Source organism: Geoalkalibacter ferrihydriticus DSM 17813 (assembly GCF_000820505.1).
Taxonomy (GTDB): Bacteria; Desulfobacterota; Desulfuromonadia; order Desulfuromonadales; family Geoalkalibacteraceae; genus Geoalkalibacter; species Geoalkalibacter ferrihydriticus.
In genome coordinates, this window is sequence record NZ_JWJD01000001.1 from 911,454 (window position 1) to 930,926 (window position 19,473).

Genomic DNA, 19,473 nt, shown 5'->3' on the forward strand with positions numbered 1-19,473 from the left:
TGCAGTGAGGAACTCTAGCGGAATGCCCGGCGCTTGTCAATCACTGCCGAGGCGACCTCAATCACCCAGCGCGTTCGCCAGGTCTTCCCACAGATCCTCGGGATCCTCAATGCCTGTTGAGATGCGCAGCAGGCTCTCGCGGATGCCGAGCTGCTCTTTCACCGGAGCGGGAATCGCCGCGTGGGACATGCTCCAGCAATGGGTGAGGATGGTTTCCACCCCACCCAGGCTTGGCGCAATGATGGGCAGCTTGACCTGCTCAAGAACCCGCGTCACCCCTGCCCGATCCTTGAGCTCGAAGGACAGCACGGCGCCGGGGCCCGCTGCCTGGGAGAAATGGACGGCGCGTCCCGGGTGCTCGGCCAGTCCGGGATAGTAGACCCGCGCCACCGCCGGGTGCGCAACGAGGCGCTCAGCCAGAATCTGCGCCCCGGTCTGGGCGGCCTCCAGGCGGACCTTGAGGGTTTTGATGCCGCGCGCCAGCAGAAAGCAGTCAAAGGGTGCCAGGGTGGCGCCCATGGCATTTTGAAAACGCTTGAGCTGCGCCGCCAGTTCCGGATCGGCGGTGGTCACCAGGCCGGCCAGCAGGTCCGAGTGGCCGCCGAGAAATTTAGTGGCGCTGTGAATCGCTACGTCAATGCCCAATTCCAGCGCCGGTTGCAGCAGCGGCGTCATGAAGGTGTTGTCGAGCAGAGTCAGTAGGCCGCGCCGTCGCGCAATTTCGACCAGGGCGCGCAGGTCGCTGATTTTGAACAGGGGATTGGACGGGGTTTCAAGAAACAGCGCACGCGTTTCGGGGCGGATGGCGTTTTCCACCGTTTGCGGGTCGGTCATGTTCACCAGGCTGACGCTGATGCCCTGCTGCGGCAGAACCAGGGTCAGGTAGCGGTAGGTGCCACCATAGAGGTCGTCGGGCGCGATCACATGGTCGCCGCTTTTGAGCAGGGCCAGGGCGCCGCCCACGGCGGCCATCCCCGAGGCATAGGCAAAGCCGCGTACCCCATTTTCGAGCAGGGCGATGGCCTCCTCAACCTGATCGCGGCTCGGATTGCCGCTGCGCGCGTAGTCGTATTCGCCGGGCCGGCCACCGAAGTGATGATAGGTCGAGGCCAAATACACGGGGATGTTGGCGGCGCCGGTCGCCGGGTCGCGGTCGCGCCCCTGATGCACCAGCAAAGTCGCCGGCCGCAGAGATTTGCTCATGGTTTTTATCCTTTGCTTTTATTGGTCATATAGGTCCAACAGGGCCCAAGGGTCCTATTGGACTTCTGGGACTTATGGGACTTATGGGACTTATGGGACTTATGGGACTTATGGGACTTATGGGACTTATGGGACTTATGGGACCGATGCTTACCCGAGGGCCTGTTCCAGATCTCCGATGATGTCTTCTGCGCTTTCAACCCCTACCGACAGCCGCAGCAAGCTCTCGCAGATGCCCAGGCGCAGGCGCTCGGCTTCGGGGATGTCGCCGTGAGTCTGCACCGCCGGCAGGGTCATGAGTGATTCCACACCGCCAAGGCTCTCGGCGAAAGAAATCAGCCGAAGGCGCTTGAGTACCTGGCGGGCTGTTTCGGGGCTGTCGACGCGAAAGGAGAGCATACCGCCGAAGCCTTGGGTCTGGCGCCGTGACAGCTCGTGTCCGGGGTGGTCCTTGAGGCCCGGATAGTAAACCGCAGTGACGCGCGGATGTCCGCACAACCATTCGGCCACCTGCTGCGCGTTGGCGTTGTGACGTTCCAGGCGCAAGGCCAGGGTCTTGAGGGAGCGCAGCAGCAACCAGCAGTCCTGAGGGGGCAGGATGGCGCCGGTGGAATTTTGCAGGAAATAGAGGCGCTCGCCCAGCTCCGCGTCTTTGGCCACCAGGATTCCGGCACACAGATCATTGTGTCCGCCCAGGTACTTGGTGGCCGAATGGACCACCACGTCGGCGCCGAAGTCGAAGGGCCGTTGCAGTACCGGGGTGAGAAAGGTGTTGTCGACAATATAGAGCAGTTGGTGTTTGCGGCACAAGGCGCCGAGGGCCGCCAGGTCCGCGACGCCGAGCAGCGGGTTGCCGGGGGTTTCCACCAGCAGGGCGCGGCTCCGTGGGCCGATGGCGGCGGCTACCGCCGCCGTGTCGGTGGTATCCACATAGCTGGCACTCAGCCCCAGCTTGTCGAAGACCTGGTCCAACACTCGGTAGGTGCCGCCGTAGAGGTCCTGCGAAACCAGCAGGTGGTCGCCGGCGGAAAAATGCAGGAAAAGCGTGGTCAGGGCCGCCATGCCCGAGCCGAAGACACAGGCACGGCTACCCCCCTCAAGTTCGGCCAGGGCCTCCTCAAGCACCTTGCGCGTGGGGTTGCCCGAACGGGTGTAGTCAAAACCGGTGGATTCCCCCACGCCGGGGTGACGATAGGTGGCGCTGGGGTAGATAGGAAAGCTGATGGCGCCGGTCTGCTCGTCCTTGCCGACCCCGACCTGTACCAGGCGGGTTTCCAGGGTGTGCGGAATGGGTTTGCTCATGGCGGTCTCCTGTTGCCTGCGGTGACGAAAACGGCCCCTTCCCGCAAGATGGGGAAGGGGCCGCGCGCAAAATACAGGATACCTGATAGCGATGCGGGCTCCGTCCTCATCTTTCCCGCCGAAGATCGTTTTCCGACGAGCAGGAATTAGCACCTGACATCCCCCTTTGCCTGTCGGCTTCGACGGATCGGTTGCTGTGGCTTCGCAGGGCCTGTCCCTCCGCCACTCTCGATGATAGACGCTGATTTTCCGAAGAATAAACAAGTTCGACTTAAGTAAGCCTCGTCAAACACTAAGGCAAACCGGGGTCGTTGTCAAACTAAAATTATCAAGAATCCTAAAAGTCAAATCATCGTCTCGGCTTCGAACTTATAGCCGACGCCGTACACCGAATGAATGAGGTCTTCATCGGGCGCCGCAAGGGCAATTTTTTTGCGTAATTTCTTGATATGGCTGTCGATGGTGCGATCGCCGACGGTGCGCTGGGCGGGGTAGATGCGATCCATGAGTTGGGTGCGGGAGTAAATACGTCCCGGATTGGCCGTGAGAAAACTCAGCAGCTTGAATTCCACCGCCGTCAAATCGAGGTCGCGACCGTGCAAGGTTGCTATGGAGCGTCCCTCGTCGAGCACCAGCCCGGCGGCCTGAACGGAAGGCGCACCGGCGCGGCGCAGCACCGCCTTGACCCGCGCCACGACCTCGCGCGGGCTGAAAGGTCTGCAGATGTAGTCGTCGGCGCCAGGTCACAGTGCTGGACGCAAGCCGGACCTTTCCGTTATGATGCATGAAGGCGGATTTATTACCCGTCCGTAACCATCCACCGGAAAGGCGAATCGTTTCGGGGCAGGGCCAAAAGCCTGCATCGCAAAGCGACATCCAGCCATGGGCGACGATCTTTACTATTTTCTTCTCTACCTTTTCTACGGCTTGGCCTTCTACAGCATGGGCGTGGCCGTCATTTCCGTCAAAACGCGGTCCAGCCGTCTTGAGGTCGCGCGCCTGCTGTGGCTGTTCGCAGTGTTTGCCTTTCTGCACGCCGGCAACGAATGGCTTGAACTGTTTCTGATTCTTGAGGCCACTGAACTTTCGAGGGCCACCCTGGTTTTTTTCAGCGGCCTCAAGCTGGTGGTCAAGCTAACCTCTTATCTCTTTCTGATGGCTTTCGGCCTGAGTCTTCTGGCGTCGTATCGTCCGCGCCTGCGTTCCGCGCTGTTTGCCGTGCCCCTGGTGCTTTTGGCGGGTATGCTGGTTTCTCTGTGGTTGCACGATGTAGGTTCTGTTGCCGAGTTCCTTCACTATAGCGACGTGCGTGGTCGCAATCTGGTCGGGTTTCCCGGCGCGGTTGCGGCGGGGGTGGGGTTGTTTGTCTTTGCCCGTTCCACAACCTCGACCAGTGCGCGCGCCGCCCGAGGATTTCGCGGCGCCGGCCTTGCCCTCGTCGCCTATGCCATCCTGACCGGGCTGATCCCCTCAGGCACGGTTCTTCAGCCCCTCTCCATTCCCATCGAGCTGTTGCGTGGCCTCTCCGCCTTTGTCATCCTGCACTTTCTCATGTCGGCCCTGCACATTTTCGACCTTGAGCAGACCGCCCTTCTGGAAGAGCGTCTGCATCGTCTCGCCCAAGCGGAAAAACTCAATGCCATCGGCAAATTGGCCGCGGGCATCGTCCATGAGATCAACAATCCCTTGACTAACATCGTCCTCAACGTGGAGATGCTCAAGAGTGAGGTATTAAATGACGATAGCTCGCCCAAGTTGCACAAGCGGTTTGCGTTTATCGAACGCAACATCGAGCGCGCCTCAAACATTGCGCGAGAATTGCTGAGTTTTTCGCGCGAAAAGGAAGATCAGTTCGAGCAGGTCGACATTAACGAACTGATTGACACGAGCCTGACCCTGCTCGGCTCACGGCGCCTGGACTTCGATTTTCGGGTGGCCAGGGGATCCTTGCAGCCGGTGTGGGGTGTGCCCTGGAAGATCGAAGAGGTGTTTCTCAACCTTTTCATCAATGCCATGGACGCCTCCGCGCCCGGCGCCGTCATTGCCACAGAGAGTTTGGTGGTGCATAATGAGGTAATTGTTAAGGTTACTGACCAGGGAAAGGGCATTCCGCCGGAAAACCTCGGACGCGTCATGGAGCCCTTTTTTACCACCAAAGAGGTCGGCCAGGGTACCGGGCTCGGGCTCTCCATCTGCTACGGCATCATGGAACTGCACGGCGGCCGCATGGAATTGGCCGCCACCGCCGCCGGCACCGAGGTGACCCTGTATTTTCCCGTATTCCGACAAGGAGATTAGCGTGCAGAAGATATTGGTGGTGGATGACGATCAGGACTTGCGCGAAAGCATGGTGGAAATTCTGCAGGACGCGGGGCTCGCGGTGACGGGGTGTGAAAGGGCCGACAAGGCCTTGGTGCTGCTGGAATCCGATTCTTTCGCTCTGGTGCTGCTCGATCTGGTCATGCCGGGCATGGGCGGCATGGAGGCGCTTTCGCGCATCCGCGCGCTGGCCCCGGCAACCAAGGTCATCATGGTCACCGCCTTCTCCACGACGGAAAACGCCGTCGCCGCCATGCGCCAGGGTGCCAGCGACTACCTGGTCAAGCCCTTTCGCAACGAGGAGTTGCTCGCTGCAAGCAAGCGCGTGCTTGAAGAGGCCAGGTTTGAAGCGTGTGGCGCCGCTTTGGATGCCGAATCCGCCCTGAACTGTCTGGCCAATACCCTGCGCCGGCAGATTCTTTTCGGCCTTAAAACCTGCGGCCCCTTGCGGTTCATGGAAATCTGCCGTCACTTGAACATCGCCGACCACACCAAAGTCAATTTTCACCTCAAAATTCTGCGCGAGGCCGGTTTTATCGAGCAGGATGAGAAACTCTACCAACTCACCGCACGCGGCCGACAGATTCTGGAATGCGTGCAATTCCTCATGCGCCGTCTGGGTTCCTGAGCTTTCCCTGCCCACCCCCCGCCCCTCCCCCGATATCTTTCTGCCCAAAGTGTGAAAAAAAATTCACAACATCAATTTAATTTGTAAGTTTTATTTATCTGGAGATGAAATTAGCCTTCTCTCTAAAATGTGAGTTAATAAATCCTGGTTTAAGCGGCTCTCTTTCTCTGCCACCGTTGAAGGGAGTTGCTGCGCCGGACTGAAGGTGTTTCGCCTGGGAAGCCCGGCGATTTGATGTTTGGCTTCGCAACGATCAGCCCTTGGACCGGCCCGGCGTTTACTAATTTTGCACGAGAGGGAAGGAGGCACCATGAAAATTTGGCAAGGGCTCACATGCGGTCTGGCATTGGCCACCCTGGCCCTGTGGCCGGTAGGCGATGCCCTGGGGGCCAAGGTTTCAGGCCGCGCCAGTACGGTCGTCGAATGGTTTGACAGCGCCAACGAGCACACCATCGTTCCGGTCTTTCAGTATTTGCAGCTCAACGTGCTCGACATCGCCGATCAGGGCTATGACTTTCGCATGTACGGTCGCCTGGGCGATGACCTGGCCGGCGAGCGCAGCGCATCGGCCAAAAGCCGGCTCTATTTCGCCTACGTCGAGAAGCGCGGCTTTTTCCTCGACAACCTGGATGCGCGCTTGGGACGTCAGTTCATCACCACCACCGCGGGCGCCTCGCTCATGGACGGTCTGCGGCTCGACTACGGCTTTCTCGACAACTACCGCTTCACGCTGTTCGGCGGCGGTGATGTCACCTATTACGAGGGCTACAACGCCAAGGACGCCATCGTCGGCGGNCGACTACGGCTTTCTCGACAACTACCGCTTCACGCTGTTCGGCGGCGGTGATGTCACCTATTACGAGGGCTACAACGCCAAGGACGCCATCGTCGGCGGCGAGATCGCAGGCGCCTTCCTTGACCGCAATCTTAACCTGGGTCTCTCCTATGTTTCCAAATGGGAGGGCGGCAATCTCGCCCAGGAACTCTTCGGCTTTGATGCCGAACTCGACCTGTTCAATGCCCTCNAACCTGGGTCTCTCCTATGTTTCCAAATGGGAGGGCGGCAATCTCGCCCAGGAACTCTTCGGCTTTGATGCCGAACTCGACCTGTTCAATGCCCTCTACCTCTACAACGAAACCCAATACGACTATCTCTCCGATCGCGTGAGCTACTTTCTGATCGGCGCCAAGTACTATCAGTTCGCCGAATGGAACGCGCGGCTCGAATATCTCTACTCGCTGCCGGTGTTCTCCGCGCAATCGATTTACTCGGTATTCGCGGTGGATGAGTACGAAGAAATCCTTGCCGAGCTGTCCTACAACATCGCGCCGGGCTGGCGCGCTTTTGGTCGCTACACCCACGAGATCTACCAGGAATTCTCCAACGCCAATGTGTTTGAGGCAGGCATCGAGAAGCTGCGCACCGATCNTGGCGCGCTTTTGGTCGCTACACCCACGAGATCTACCAGGAATTCTCCAACGCCAATGTGTTTGAGGCAGGCATCGAGAAGCTGCGCACCGATCGTTGGGCCGGCTATCTCTCCGGGGTCTACCGCAGCGACAGCGACGGGCAGGATCTGCGCGGCTTCAAGGCGCGCGGCTCCTATCTGTTCACCAAGCAGTTGCTGGCCGGTGCCGGCGTTGAGGTCGATGTGTTCGATCGCCAGATCAACTTCTTCGACATCGACTCCACCAAGGATGAGACCACCGCCAAGCGCTTCTGGGTCGACGGCACCGTGTTCATCACGCGCGCCGTCAACGTGCAGGCCAAGGTGGAGCGCATCGAGAGCGATCTGTGGGATTACTACAACCGCGGTCGCATTCGCCTGAACGTCCTCTTTTAAAGGCAAGGAGTTTCGATATGACGCGTAAAGTACTTTTGAGCCTCGTGCTGCTGCTGGTGGGAACGACGCTTGCCTGGNCGCCTGAACGTCCTCTTTTAAAGGCAAGGAGTTTCGATATGACGCGTAAAGTACTTTTGAGCCTCGTGCTGCTGCTGGTGGGAACGACGCTTGCCTGGGGCATGCGTTTCGACCATCGCGCCCATCTCGAGGATTATCTGCCGGGCATCTCCTGCGATGCCTGCCATCTGCCCGACGCCCCGAGCATCGTCCCGGATAAGGCCGTATGTCTGGATTGTCACGACCAGGATTATGCCGATATGACGAGTCTGGGGCGTATCAAGACCCACGGCCCGGTGTGGGCCCTCAACCACCGCTCCGAGGCCAAGAGCGGCGCCATGGACTGCGCCGCCTGTCACGCTCAGGACTANCTTGCCTGGGGCATGCGTTTCGACCATCGCGCCCATCTCGAGGATTATCTGCCGGGCATCTCCTGCGATGCCTGCCATCTGCCCGACGCCCCGAGCATCATCCCGGATAAGGCCGTATGTCTGGATTGTCACGACCAGGATTATGCCGATATGACGAGTCTGGGGCGTATCAAGACCCACGGCCCGGTGTGGGCCCTCAACCACCGCTCCGAGGCCAAGAGCGGCGCCATGGACTGCGCCGCCTGTCACGCTCAGGACTACTGTCTGGAGTGTCACGTCTCGGGCTTTGCCGACGAGCAGGGCGATTTCGGCAACAACCTGATCAACGTGCACAGCAGCGATTTCCACATCACCCATCCCATCGCCGCGCGCACCAACCAGCAGTTGTGCGCCAGCTGCCATGAGCCGAGCTTCNACCTGATCAACGTGCACAGCAGCGATTTCCACATCACCCATCCCATCGCCGCGCGCACCAACCAGCAGTTGTGCGCCAGCTGCCATGAGCCGAGCTTTTGCAGCGACTGCCACGGGGATTTCCGCGGCCGTTCGGGACGCGCCGGTGGGCCTTCCCACGCGCGTACCTTCGGCCTGGGCTTCAACGGCGACATCGACGCCATCCACGCCGGCATGACCGCCGGAACCAACTGCGACGCCTGCCACCTGCAGGGCTCGGTGGCCTCCAGTTTCCACGACTGGTCGGTGGATCACGCGCGCGAGGCGCGCAGAAATCTCGCCACCTGCCAGGCCTGCCACCCCAGCGGCGATGTCTGTATCAGCTGCCACAGCGCCAAGGGCGGCGCGGTGGGCTTCAACCCCCACGGCAAGGATTGGGATGATCGCAAGAACCGACTCGATAGAGCAAGCAACGGCAAAACCTGCAGAATTTGCCACTAGAGGGATTTTCCCGCCACACACACAGAGGAGGTAACACAATGCAAACAAGGAAACTCGCTTTTCTCACCGCATTGCTGCTCAGCGCGGCAATGCTCTGGGGCTGCGGCAGCAGCGGGTCGGGGGGGACGGATGTTCAGCCTATTGATCCGGCGGATGTGCAGACAGTTGGTATTTTCAACTGTTCGACCTGCCATGCCGGCGGGCCGCAGGTTGCCAAGTGGCTGGATAGCAAGCATGCGGCGGGCAGCTATGGAGGTTCCACCGGAGCCTGCCTGGCTTGCCATGATCCCGATGGTGATGGCGCCGAAGTCATGCAGGCATTTGGCCTTGCCGGAACCAATGTCGTAGGTTGCGAAGCCTGTCACGGTGGTGGCAGCGCTCATCGCGGCTTAGGGCCTTTGCCCTTTCCGGAGCCGGGCGTGGCTCAGTGCGCGCAGTGTCACACCGAACTGTCACCGCGTTTGGCAGGTCATCTTGCGAACAATCCATTTTCGAACCTGATTTCTGAGCGGTTTCTGGATAGTCGCCATGCGGGAACGAACGTCAATACCCAGACTCGGGCCAATAGCTGCGCCGCCTGCCATAGCCATGAAGGCGCTGTGCTTTATTTGAATGCTATCGCACAGGATGGCTCCCGCGACCTGATGGTACGGAGTGGTGTTCTGGGGTTGGAAAGCCGGCTTACCGCTCTAGGAACTGCAACTGACCTTAGCGTAAAGACCTGTACCTCCTGCCATGATGCCCATAGCGGTGAATTGTTGGGCCTGGGCGAGGTCATTGCCACACCGGCTGGGGCCACTAGCGGCACTGGTCCAGCACAACGCACTGTTTTTTCTGCTGAATTCAATCTTTGCACCGCATGCCATCAGGTGAATCTTGATTTTGAGTTCGTCCCAGGCATTGGTTACAACGAGGGCGGCATGTATGTCTACACCTTGGCCGACACCTATCACGCCGGTGAGACTTATGATGCCGATGCCAACAACTTTCACGCAGGCGGTGCGGTCAGGGTGCAGCGCTCAATTGTCGACACCCATTTCCAGGGACTGCTCAACAAAGAGATTTTCACTAACGCTGCCGACCTGCCTTTGTTTGCGATGTACGAAGAGGATGAGGACGGCCTGAATTACGTTGTCCCCGGTTACAATATCAACCCCGCCAGTGAAAATGCCTGTACTGCTTGCCATGACCCGCACAGCGCGAGCAAGTTCGGCGAGAATTTTCTGACAGACGCAGACAGCTTTTTCCAGGCTGTTGCCTATGCTCAGGGTGTTGGAGAAACCCACGGCAATTATATTTCTGACTCTTTCTCACGTGAGCAGTCGGCAAATAGCTGTACTCCTTGCCACACAGGCCGTCAATTGCCGAATGTGGTTAACGGGCTCAGCAGAGCTGACCTAGGCAGTGTACGCTGGAATCCTCTAGGCTGCGTGACCTGTCACCCGATGACTGAGATTGAGGGGCCGGCAACCGTTGCTGATACCGCACCACGCGAATTTGTCGCCAACTATGAGTTCGCGTTCAACAGCGGTGAGGTTGTTCCGGTTGAAGAACTTGGTAGAAACCAGGTTTGCTTCGAATGTCACAAAGGGCGCACACCTGGCGTGGATGTGTCGTCACTGCCCGAAGGCCCGACCAACCACTTCAACATTTCTTATCTGCACTACAGCCCCATTTTTGCGACATATTATGGGGATGAGTCGGGGATGGTGGCCACCTATGAGGGCATTCTCGAAGGTGTGACCTACCGCGGTAAGAGCACCACCCACAGCGCCAACCCGGCGAATGATGTAGGCGGCGGGTTTACCTATGGAGTTGAAGGCGGTGCGACCTGTCTTGATTGCCATGACGTGCATACCAACAGCATCCGCGAGAGCAATCCGAACATTCGCAACGGCATCACCTGCGTGACCTGTCATGGCGAGGACTGGAACCAGCGTGCCGCCAAAGGCAATGTGACGGCCTTGGCAGATCTGCTGATTGACGTGGTTTATGACGAGCTGATGGCCACCGTCAACGCAGGGTTCAATGCCAATTTGACAGCGTTCCTGGACGCCCTTCATGCGGAACTCGATGAGGTTGTCGGTAAGGACATGGTCAAAAGCCGCATCAAAGAGCGCACCATTGCGGGCGGTTGGCCGACCAGGGAACTGGCGCACGCGGTAACCACCTGGAAGGTTTTTTACTATGAAGATAGGGCTTCCTGGGCGCACAACCGCAACTTTGCCTATCAGATGTTCCGCGATGCCATTGAAAGTCTGGGGGTTGAGTATCAAGACCCACCCGGATTTAACCTCGGCAGTTTCTCAAGTTGGACAAGCTTGGACAGGCCTGAACCGATCAATTAAAGAAAAAACAAGCTAAACTTAATAATTGTTAGGAATTTCAGGAGGAGGGAGCCTCCCTCCTCCTGAAATGAAAGATTGCAAAATCAACCCGCTTTATAGGCGGGTTTTTTTGTGCGCCGGGGAATGGTGAAATCAAAAGAGAAGTGCTTCTTGCCGGAACTCTTTCGTATACAAATAATTTTTTGCTGGGCAAGAGAGTTGTATATATTGTCAGGGCGTTTGCCAGTTATGCCCTGATACGACCTGAGCATACAAGGGAAGAACTTTTGGGCACGCGTCTTTTTTCACCTCGACCAGGGGGAATGCAATCTGAACCGCAAGTTGTTACAGGCAACGGCAGGGTCTGAAGGGCGCAGCAAGAAGTGTCCTTCTCATTGCGTAATATAACCTGCTTTGCCTTTCAGCAATGCCGAGATTGCTAACATTCGGTAGAGTTGTTTCGCCATATTGAATGAAAACCACTTCTTATGACCGGAATGCTTATCAACCCTACACCGTTCTCCGCCAATTCACTGCAGCTTAGCCAAGGCGATACCCAGTGGTGAATGCGGCCAAATGGGTCTGGTATGCAGCCAAACGATGAGATGCGCGTTTTCAATTGTAGGCAATCGATTGCCCCTCGGTATATGGCTGGAAAATAAAAGCCCCACTTCCTAGGAAGCGGGGCTTTTTACTGCACTGGTCTCGCTGCCCCTTCGATGCGGGCTCGCGGTTTTTAGGTGTCAGCTTACCAGTGGCAAAGGCTACAGGTTTCGGCACGCTGGCCTTCGAAGTACTCGGCGTGATTTGCGTTGCCGAGCATATTTGCCGACATACTCAGGAAGTGCGCACGGTAGGTTTCGTTGTCATCCTGGTGGCAAGAGTAGCATACGGATGCATAGGGTGAATTAACACCCTGGCCATCCAGGAAGAGGTCTTTGCCTTCGTTGGCAATGACGCCAAGACGTTTAGCATAATCAACCTCTTTATGGCTGTCGCCGACATGGCACGCTGTGCAGTCGGTCACCGTGCTGGGGTAGGTGACATAATCGTAGCCATGGTCTCTGCGGCGGTCGAACTTGCTGCGCTTTTCCCCGACGCCGTGGATGGCATGCACGATGTACATGAAATCAACCGTGCCCTGTTCCACACTGGCGTCGCGGCTGAGAGAGCCGGCGTTGTGGCAGGTGACGCATGAGGTGACGCCAGAGGCGACATCGGCGTAGGTGCCGTGTCGGCCAATGGTGGCGTGGCAGGCCAAGCAGCTTTCGGTGGATACGATTTCGCGGCGGTTGCCAAGTTCCGCATCGCCCGCGCCTAGGATGAAGGTTTTCACGGCGCTGCTGGCGTTGATGCCTGACGGCCCACGTTCCACCACGGCAAAGCCGTTGCGTCCTTCGGATGCTGCCGCTGGAAGTGCAGGAAAGGTTGTGACCGCATAGGTGTTGTCGGTACCCTGGGCGGTATTCGTAGCGTTCGCAGTGGCCTGGAAGGGACGGCCCGCATCGCCGTTGCTGATGGCCCCGGACCCATCATTGGTCCAGTCGTCGCCATAGCCCCAGCCGATACCGAGGCGAACGGCGTCTTGGAGATAGGTGTCGCCGCCAGTGAAAAGGTTTTGGTAGTCACCGTCTTTTTGTACGCGCCAGGTTACCTGAGCGGCTTGGCCGGCGACGGCGTTTTCCACGCTGACAATTTCCATGAGATAGCTGCGGGCCGTATCCAAAGCATCAATGCGCGGCGAAATGCCATGATATGTGTCGGCCGTCCATGTGCTATGGCAGTCGGCACAGTTATGGACGTCATCGTCGCCATGGGGGCCGCTGCCGACCAAACTCGGGTAAGCTTCCGCCAGAGTGTCACCAACATGACACGATGCGCATGTGAACACCGAATGCGTTATGTTCCACTCCTGGCCATCCGCAGGCACAGCGCCCTTATGGCAGGCGGTGCAGTTTTGTGTGCCATTGACGCCACTCCCGGAGCGGCCGAAAAGCCAGTCGGGAAAGTTTGCGCCGCTGTAATCGGTGACGGCGATCATGTAGCCATCGATTCCGGCATGGATCTTGTGGACGATGCTCATCATGTCGGCATGGGCCCAGCCATTGACCACGGATTCAGAGTTGTGGCTGTCATAGGTGTAGGCGTTGTGGCAGCTGGTGCACAGTTGCGGATCGTGGCGACGGTTGCTGTGCGCACTGAATGTTGTCTGGTCATTGCCGCGATCACCGTGGCAGTCCAGGCATGAAAGAAGCGTATCTGCGCTGATCTGTTGGGGGGCATCTTCAACTGCTATCGGTGTGCCGTCACCGGTTACATAAGCAATGGCGGTGAATCGTTCGCCTTGGCGGCTGGTGACGCCGACGCGATAGACGGCGTCTTCATCCCAGTCACCATTGGTGGCGATGCTAGTTAGAATTCCCTGAACAAACGCGTTGTAGGCAGTGTCAGGAGTGTCTGTGGGGGGAGGATTGTGGGTCCAGTAGGCGCCAGCGGTAAAGTCTATGTTGTTGCCACCATGGACGAAGGTATAGCTGAACGACCCATCAGGGTTTGCAGAAATAAAATTGGCACCTTCCACCCGCAGATTGCCGGCGCGAACCACATTCGTATCGCCGGTGGCATAAATCCGATTGCGCTGCAGCATGCTGATCCAGGAATTCTCAGCTTCAACCCATTTTGCAATGGTGAATTCGGCCTGCACGCGGCTGGGATCCGCCAAGCCATCGACTGTGAAGTCAAGGGTGAATTCACCGTTGTTAATTGTGATTTCTTCAACGGTTGCAGGAATGGGCGCGGTGATGCTAAGAGCGTGCGCGGGTACGTCAAATGCTTGCGGGATGCCAGGCCCGGGGAGAATGGTGGTCGCATCTTCGCCGGGTTCACCCTGCGGTCCTTGCGGCCCCATGGACCCATCATCGCCCGAGCAGCCGGCCAACGCCAGGCTGAGCGCGAAAAACGGGATCAGCAAATAGCGATTCAATGTCCAATACTTCTTCATGCACTTGCCTCCATGTGTGGGTTGAATCTCTTTTTGTCCTCTTCAAAAGCTGACAAATCAGCGTGCAACCCGCGCAGTTGTGAGAATGGTCCGAACACGCGGGGTGGTTGGGGGAAAAGCAGTCGCGACTCACCTCCTTTTGTTTGACAGTCAGGTTGTTTACCTTTAAGCCAGCGGTCAGGTAAATAGCGTTTATGATAGAACTAAAATTAGAAAAGCAAGTGGGGTGCCAAAGAAAAAACCCCACAAAACCAGTAGTTTAGAGACATTTGGGCAGGGATGGCTGATTAGAATGTTCAGAAATGGGCGGGAGAGGCGAGCGCATTATTGCAAATTCAGGAAAAAACCTTAACCTTTCCGTGTCAGGCGGCTTTTGGGCTTTTGTTCAGAATCCGACAGCGTTTGTGCACACCATCCAGGTGCGCACAAACGCATGACGCGAAGAAGTTAGGATTGTTCAAGATCCGGCGACGGCAGGAGACCTGGCCCCCCCTGGAGAAGCTAAGGACGTTGTTAAACTGTTGACTTTCCCTTCCCTTCAGTAAATGACAAGAGGGGCGTTTTGCGTTAATCTCACAGATTGGATGCACTGATAATTCTATCGTTTGACATTCCAACTGTTTTGTCCGAAAACTTAAAGTATGAATGGCTACGAATTCGTCAAAAGGGGTAAGAAGTGCGGCAAAAATAACAACGCTACTGTTCGCTTTAACCAGAAATAGGGCAAGGGCAGTCCCGGGACTCTGTACTACGGTGACAGGAAAACCACTGTGAATCGTGCCGAAATCGGCACGGTGTTTAATTGTTGAAACGCGTTGCGCTGGTTAAGGATCATCTATGCCGCAGAGCATACCCCCAGTCTTGCCGAAAGCTTTAACGGAACGGGTCGCCCGGATTGCGCAGGTGCCGGAAGTTGAACGTATTATCCTTTTCGGATCGCGGGCGCGCGGTGATGCGCAAAGCCGCTCCGATATCGATCTGGCCATTAGCGCGCCCACGATGACTCGCCGCCGATGGCTTGAGATCGTTGATCTGATGGAAGAGGCTGAATCACTCCTGTCAATTGACCTGGTCAGGCTGGATGAGGCCGGAGAGGGTTTGCAAGCGCAAATTCGCAAGGAGGGAAAGGTTCTCTATGAACGATCAGAAAGCGATTCAGGGACTGGCAAATCTTGAGAAGGCGCTCAAGCGGCTTGACGAAGCCTTGCGTGAACCGGACACCAACTCCTTGGTTGTCGACGGTACCATCCAGCGCTTTGAATTTGTCATCGAACTCTACTGGAAAACACTGAAGCGGCTTTTGGCTGTTGATGGGATAACCGCCAATACACCACGCGAGGCTTTGCAAAAGGCCTTCGCTGCGCACTGGATCAATGACGAGACCGCTTGGCTGCAAATGCTGCGCGATCGAAATGGAACCTCGCATCTATATGATGAGGCTGCGGCACGTCGCATCTACGCGCATATCCGCCAATATTTCCCCGAGTTGCAGAAAACTTTCAGGTTTTTGGCTGATCGTTTCTCTTATCGGGATGGGGAAGCGTAGGGGGGAACCTACGCGTGGCGGATTTTCTGGAACCGAAGATGGCATGAGAAAAAGGGACGTTGTTTAATTGCTGATTTTCTGTGCGTGGCGTTCTGTATCCCCTTCCTTCTGATTCCTTAGTGCGGTTTGCGGATGCCGAGCTTTTCCATTTTGCTGTACAGGGTGCCGCGCGCGATACCCAGAGCTTGCGCGGCGTGGGAGAGGTGCCAATCCTTTGATTCGAGGACGCGGCGAATCAGGGCGGCCTCGGCGCCGGCCAGGGAGCTGTCGTGAAGGGTCAGGCTGAATTGGCCCTGGTCGGCGATTCGGATGCTTTCGGGCAGGTGCGCGGGCAGGATTTGACGACCCTGGCAGAACACCACGGCATGCTCCAGGGTGTTGGCGAGCTCGCGCACGTTGCCCGGCCAGTCGTGGTCGCAGAGCAGCGCCAGGGCGGCCTTGGAGATGCCGGTGACGTTTTTGCCGGTTTCGCGGCGGTACTTGTCGAGAAAGAAATTAGCCAGCAGGGGAATGTCGGACTTGCGGGCGCGCAGCGGGGGCGCGGTCAGTGAGACGACATTGATGCGGTAGTAGAGATCCTCGCGGAAGGATTTGTCCTTGATGGCCGAACTCAGGTCGCGGTTGGTGGCGCAGATGATACGCGTGTCGACCTGGATGGTGTCCGTGCCGCCGACGCGTTGAAAGTTGCCCAGTTCCAACACGCGCAGTAGCGCGACCTGCGTTTGGATGGGAATGTCGCCGATTTCGTCGAGAAAGATGGTGCCGCCTGAAGCGGCTTCGAAAAAGCCCGATTTGCGTGCGGTGGCTCCGGTAAAGGCGCCTTTTTCATGCCCGAACAGGGCGCTGTTGATGAGGGTTTCGGTGAGGGCGGCGCAGTTGACGCGAATGAAGGGCTTGTCACGGCGCACGCCGCGGGCGTGAATGGCCTCGGCGATCAGTTCCTTGCCGGTGCCGCTTTCACCGTGGATCAAAACCGTGGTGTCGGTTTGCGCCAGGTGACCGATCTTTTCGAAAATCTCGTACATGGCCGCATCGCGGCCGACCAGGTTTTCGAAGCGAAATTTCTTGTCGGGCACCAGGGACGATTCACGCAGCAGCTGTTTGTGCTGAAGGATTTTGTCCAGTTGGCGCCGCAGCATGGTCATGTCCAGCGGCTTGAGGATGTAGTCGTAGGCGCCGGCCTTGATGGCTTTGACCGCCTCGCTTGTCGAATCGACCCCGGTGAGGATCAGCACGAATGTCTCGGGGCTGCTTTTGCGGATGCGGCGCAGCAACTCCATCCCGTCCATGCGCGGCATGAGAAGATCGGTGATGACGATGTCGGCGGTTGTTTCGTGCAGCAGTCGCAAGGCTTCCTCGCCGCTTTCCGCGGTGGTGACGAGAAAGCGGGTGTCGTCGCTCAGGGCGCGGCGAAATAGGCGACAGTAGGCCGGTTCATCATCCACGTAAAGAATGTGGGTTTTGTCGGGATGTGGCTCAGTGGCCTTCTTGTCGCTCATGAGTCGCCTTTCAGGGAGGGGTGCTTCCGGCCATCGGCCAAAAGTTTTCTCGCTTGGGTCAGGGCCTGGTGAAGTTCCTCGGCGCGCCAGGGCTTGCGCAAAAACAGGTGCAGGTGGTTGTCTTCTAGGGACTGCCGGACCCTTGCGGCATCGGCGAATCCCGACAGCATGATGCGCACGGCATCAGGGCGAATGCGCCGCGCTTCGCGCAGGAATTCAGTGCCGCCCATGCCGGGCATGCGCTCGTCCGACAGGATGATGTGGACGGGCGGCAGACTGCGCAAGAGTTCAAGCCCCTCGCTTGCGCTCAGCGCGGTGTGGATCTCCATGTCCGACGCGAAGAGTTGCCGCTTGAGGACATTGAGGATGTTGGCCTCATCATCCACGCAGAGCAGGCGCAGCGTCTCAGGCATGCGCGGGCCTCTGTGCGCGGCGCGGCAGACGGATGGTGAAGACGCTGCCCTTGCCGGGTTCGCTCTCCACGGAAATATCGCCTCCGTGGTGCTTAACGATGTCGTAGACGATGCTCAGACCCAGACCGGTGCCGACGCCGACCTCCTTGGTGGTGAAAAACGGCTCGAAGACCTTGCTTAATTGTTCCTTGGGGATGCCGGCGCCCGTATCGCCGATGGCAACGCAGACCTGAGCGTCGTCGGCCCAGGTGCGGATGGTGATTTCGCCCCAGTGCTCGATGGACTGGGCGGCGTTGATGAGCAGATTCATGAAAACCTGGTTGAGTTGCTGGGGATAGCAGAAGATTTCAGGGATGTCGCCGTACTCCTTTGTGACATCGGCCTTGTAGCGCAATTCATTGCGGATGATGCCGAGGGTGCTGTCCAGACATTCGTGAAGGTCGGCAAGGCGTCCCTCGGGCGCATCGTGGCGTGAGAAGCCCTTGAGGTTGAGAACGATTTTATTGACGCGCTCGGTGCCTTCCCGGCACTCGGCCAGGACCGCAGGCAATTCCTCGAACACGTAGTCGACTTTGAGCGACTCACGTTCGGCCGCGACCCGCCCAAGCTCTTCGGGCGTGGCCGCCTCGCGCAGGGCGCGATCCAGAATGGCGAGATACGCGGAAACTTTTTGCCAGAAGTCGGCAAGCACCTCGATGTTTCCCGCAACAAAGCCGATGGGGTTGTTGATGTCATGGGCGACGCCGGCTGCAAGCTGGCCGATGCTGGCCATTTTGTCCTGCTGCAGAATAGTCGCCTGTTGCGCCTGAAGGTTCTTGTAGGCGTCCTCGAGGGCTTTGCGGCCGGTTTCGAGTTCGAGATTCATGGCGCGCAGTTCGCTGGTGCGCTCGTTTACGCGGTGTTCCAGGTGTTCGTTCAGGCGTGTCAAGTCCGCCTCGGCGCGGCGTCGCTCGGCCACTTCCTTCTCCAGTTGCGCGTTGGTGCGCGTCTGGTTGTCGAACTCTTCGCGCAGCCTGCGACGCGATTCCGTCAAGCGCACATCAACGCGCCCCAGCACCCGGTAGGAAAAGGCAAACAGGGCGATGCTCAACAGCAGGCTGAAGGAGGTGATCTGCGCGACGAAGGTGCGAAAGGCGGCGATTTCTCCGGTCATGTCCTTAAGCAGGATAAAGTCGCCGACGGTGTGCTGCGCCGCATCGGCCAGGGGAAAGGCGCGCCCGCGAAAGATGCGGCCGTTGGCGTTGATTTGTGCGCCTTGCGCCTGGTAGATCGCATCGCCGGACAGCATCTCGGCTGCGACCGCCGGAGTCACTGGAACCGTTTGGTCGATGAGGACTCTGTCGGCGAGCAGATCCCAGTCGGCGCGCCGGCCCAACAGTGCCATGCCTTCCTCCCAGGACGTGCGGTCCAGATATTGTTTATCGAGGGCGAGGATGAAGTCGATTTCGGTAATATCCTTAAGCTCCTGGAGGATGGGGTCGATTTCCTGGCCAAGCTCGATGTAGCCGAGCAATTCGTTCTCGACCAGCCAGGGGAAAACCAGACGCAGGGTAAACGTCCCGTTGCCGCCCAGCTCCAGACCCGCCTCAGGTGTCCCTTGCTCCATGGCACGTCGCAAGGTAAAGCGCTGGGGGGTGTCCGCGATGTTGTCGGGCTGGTAGACGCGTAAAAAGTTTTGTCCCTGCACATCATGGAAATAAAAATGCGTGATCTGCTGTTGGTTATGGAGGCGCGGGAGAAGCGCCGCGCCATGCTCTAGAAGGCGCTGGCGATCCCTGGCGAACATCGCGTCTTGAAACCGTCGTTGCTCGGCGATGAATCCCGCCGTGGACGTCATCGCCTGAGCACGCGAGGCTACAAGGCCGTCCAGAAGATTTTGCACCCGTTGATGGCGGTGGGCTAACCCGCTGGCGTAGTCCTGCGCGCGGATGCGGTAGCTGGTATAGAGAAATGCACTGATGAGAATGATGAAAGTGAGGGTGAGGGGGACCAGAACCTGTCTTCGGATATTTTTTTCGAGCATAGGGGAGGCCTGTTGACATAACGAAAGTTGTTCGAATGTTGAACAA

At 58.0% G+C, this 19,473-nt stretch carries 13 protein-coding genes, 1 pseudogene and 1 riboswitch; of the genes and pseudogenes, 7 read left to right on the forward strand and 7 right to left on the reverse strand.

What is annotated here, in order from left to right:
- Positions 1 to 57: 57 nt before the first annotated feature.
- The 3 genes and pseudogenes from GFER_RS04315 to GFER_RS04325 form a co-directional block, all read right to left on the reverse strand.
- A complete protein-coding gene (locus GFER_RS04315) occupies positions 58 to 1,203 on the reverse strand; it encodes a trans-sulfuration enzyme family protein (protein ID WP_040096374.1) in 1,146 nt (381 codons plus the stop codon).
- 150 nt (positions 1,204 to 1,353) lie between these two features.
- Positions 1,354 to 2,505 (reverse strand): trans-sulfuration enzyme family protein, encoded by a 1,152-nt coding sequence (locus tag GFER_RS04320; RefSeq protein WP_040096376.1) that lies wholly within the window; start codon positions 2,503 to 2,505, stop codon positions 1,354 to 1,356.
- A gap of 103 nt (positions 2,506 to 2,608) precedes the next feature.
- Positions 2,609 to 2,743: riboswitch (SAM riboswitch) on the reverse strand.
- Between the two features lie 106 nt (positions 2,744 to 2,849).
- A pseudogene (locus GFER_RS04325) lies at positions 2,850 to 3,245 on the reverse strand (winged helix-turn-helix domain-containing protein); the annotation flags it as partial.
- Between the two features lie 142 nt (positions 3,246 to 3,387).
- Here GFER_RS04325 and GFER_RS04330 point away from each other — a divergent pair.
- From GFER_RS04330 to GFER_RS04360, 5 genes are all read left to right on the forward strand, one after another.
- Positions 3,388 to 4,803, forward strand: a complete 1,416-nt coding sequence (locus GFER_RS04330) for a sensor histidine kinase (RefSeq protein ID WP_040096378.1) — start codon at positions 3,388 to 3,390, stop codon at positions 4,801 to 4,803.
- Between the two features lies 1 nt (position 4,804).
- Positions 4,805 to 5,452: a response regulator gene (locus tag GFER_RS04335; protein ID WP_074669503.1), complete on the forward strand. Its 648-nt coding sequence runs from the start codon at positions 4,805 to 4,807 to the stop codon at positions 5,450 to 5,452.
- Positions 5,453 to 6,939: 1,487 nt separating this feature from the next.
- Entirely contained in the window at positions 6,940 to 7,296 is a 357-nt protein-coding gene (locus GFER_RS04350) for a hypothetical protein (protein WP_040096386.1), read from the forward strand.
- A 317-nt stretch (positions 7,297 to 7,613) separates the two neighbouring features.
- Positions 7,614 to 8,618: a cytochrome c3 family protein gene (locus tag GFER_RS17470; protein ID WP_459542341.1), complete on the forward strand. Its 1,005-nt coding sequence runs from the start codon at positions 7,614 to 7,616 to the stop codon at positions 8,616 to 8,618.
- 38 nt (positions 8,619 to 8,656) lie between these two features.
- Positions 8,657 to 10,966: a hypothetical protein gene (locus GFER_RS04360; RefSeq protein WP_040096389.1), complete on the forward strand. Its 2,310-nt coding sequence runs from the start codon at positions 8,657 to 8,659 to the stop codon at positions 10,964 to 10,966.
- A gap of 727 nt (positions 10,967 to 11,693) precedes the next feature.
- Here the strand turns inward: GFER_RS04360 and GFER_RS04365 are convergent.
- Positions 11,694 to 13,946 carry an OmcA/MtrC family decaheme c-type cytochrome gene (locus GFER_RS04365; RefSeq protein WP_040096392.1) on the reverse strand — a complete coding sequence of 751 codons (2,253 nt, stop codon included), beginning with the start codon at positions 13,944 to 13,946 and terminating at the stop codon, positions 11,694 to 11,696.
- Positions 13,947 to 14,783: 837 nt separating this feature from the next.
- Between GFER_RS04365 and mntA the strand changes: the two genes are divergently transcribed.
- Together mntA and GFER_RS04375 are read left to right on the forward strand one after the other, a co-directional pair.
- Positions 14,784 to 15,122 (forward strand): type VII toxin-antitoxin system MntA family adenylyltransferase antitoxin, encoded by a 339-nt coding sequence (gene mntA, locus GFER_RS04370; protein WP_052445948.1) that lies wholly within the window; start codon positions 14,784 to 14,786, stop codon positions 15,120 to 15,122.
- Entirely contained in the window at positions 15,082 to 15,492 is a 411-nt protein-coding gene (locus GFER_RS04375) for an HI0074 family nucleotidyltransferase substrate-binding subunit (RefSeq protein ID WP_040096394.1), read from the forward strand. The genes mntA and GFER_RS04375 overlap by 41 nt, the downstream gene beginning before the upstream one ends.
- Positions 15,493 to 15,608: 116 nt before the next feature.
- Here the strand turns inward: GFER_RS04375 and GFER_RS04380 are convergent, their stop codons facing one another.
- From GFER_RS04380 to GFER_RS17475, 3 genes are read right to left on the reverse strand one after another with little or no spacing between them, the layout of a single operon-like run.
- Entirely contained in the window at positions 15,609 to 16,991 is a 1,383-nt protein-coding gene (locus tag GFER_RS04380) for a sigma-54-dependent transcriptional regulator (RefSeq protein WP_052445949.1), read from the reverse strand.
- Complete coding sequence (locus tag GFER_RS04385) at positions 16,988 to 17,404, reverse strand: response regulator (RefSeq protein WP_052445950.1); 417 nt, start codon at positions 17,402 to 17,404, stop codon at positions 16,988 to 16,990. The genes GFER_RS04380 and GFER_RS04385 overlap by 4 nt, the downstream gene beginning before the upstream one ends.
- Complete coding sequence (locus GFER_RS17475) at positions 17,397 to 19,427, reverse strand: ATP-binding protein (protein WP_052445951.1); 2,031 nt, start codon at positions 19,425 to 19,427, stop codon at positions 17,397 to 17,399. Before GFER_RS17475 ends, GFER_RS04385 begins: the two co-directional genes overlap by 8 nt.
- Between the last annotated feature and the right edge of the window lie 46 nt (positions 19,428 to 19,473).

Excerpts from the sequence above, each read along its gene's own strand:
- GFER_RS04360 (WP_040096389.1), top strand. The coding sequence starts at position 8,657 with ATGCAAACAAGGAAACTCGCTTTTCTCACCGCATTGCTGCTCAGCGCG.
- GFER_RS04385 (WP_052445950.1), bottom strand. The coding sequence starts at position 17,404 with ATGCCTGAGACGCTGCGCCTGCTCTGCGTGGATGATGAGGCCAACATC.
- GFER_RS04365 (WP_040096392.1), bottom strand. The coding sequence starts at position 13,946 with ATGAAGAAGTATTGGACATTGAATCGCTATTTGCTGATCCCGTTTTTC.
- GFER_RS04320 (WP_040096376.1), bottom strand. The coding sequence starts at position 2,505 with ATGAGCAAACCCATTCCGCACACCCTGGAAACCCGCCTGGTACAGGTC.
- mntA (WP_052445948.1), top strand. The coding sequence starts at position 14,784 with ATGCCGCAGAGCATACCCCCAGTCTTGCCGAAAGCTTTAACGGAACGG.
- GFER_RS04380 (WP_052445949.1), bottom strand. The coding sequence starts at position 16,991 with ATGAGCGACAAGAAGGCCACTGAGCCACATCCCGACAAAACCCACATT.
- GFER_RS04315 (WP_040096374.1), bottom strand. The coding sequence starts at position 1,203 with ATGAGCAAATCTCTGCGGCCGGCGACTTTGCTGGTGCATCAGGGGCGC.
- GFER_RS17475 (WP_052445951.1), bottom strand. The coding sequence starts at position 19,427 with ATGCTCGAAAAAAATATCCGAAGACAGGTTCTGGTCCCCCTCACCCTC.
- GFER_RS04330 (WP_040096378.1), top strand. The coding sequence starts at position 3,388 with ATGGGCGACGATCTTTACTATTTTCTTCTCTACCTTTTCTACGGCTTG.
- GFER_RS04375 (WP_040096394.1), top strand. The coding sequence starts at position 15,082 with ATGAACGATCAGAAAGCGATTCAGGGACTGGCAAATCTTGAGAAGGCG.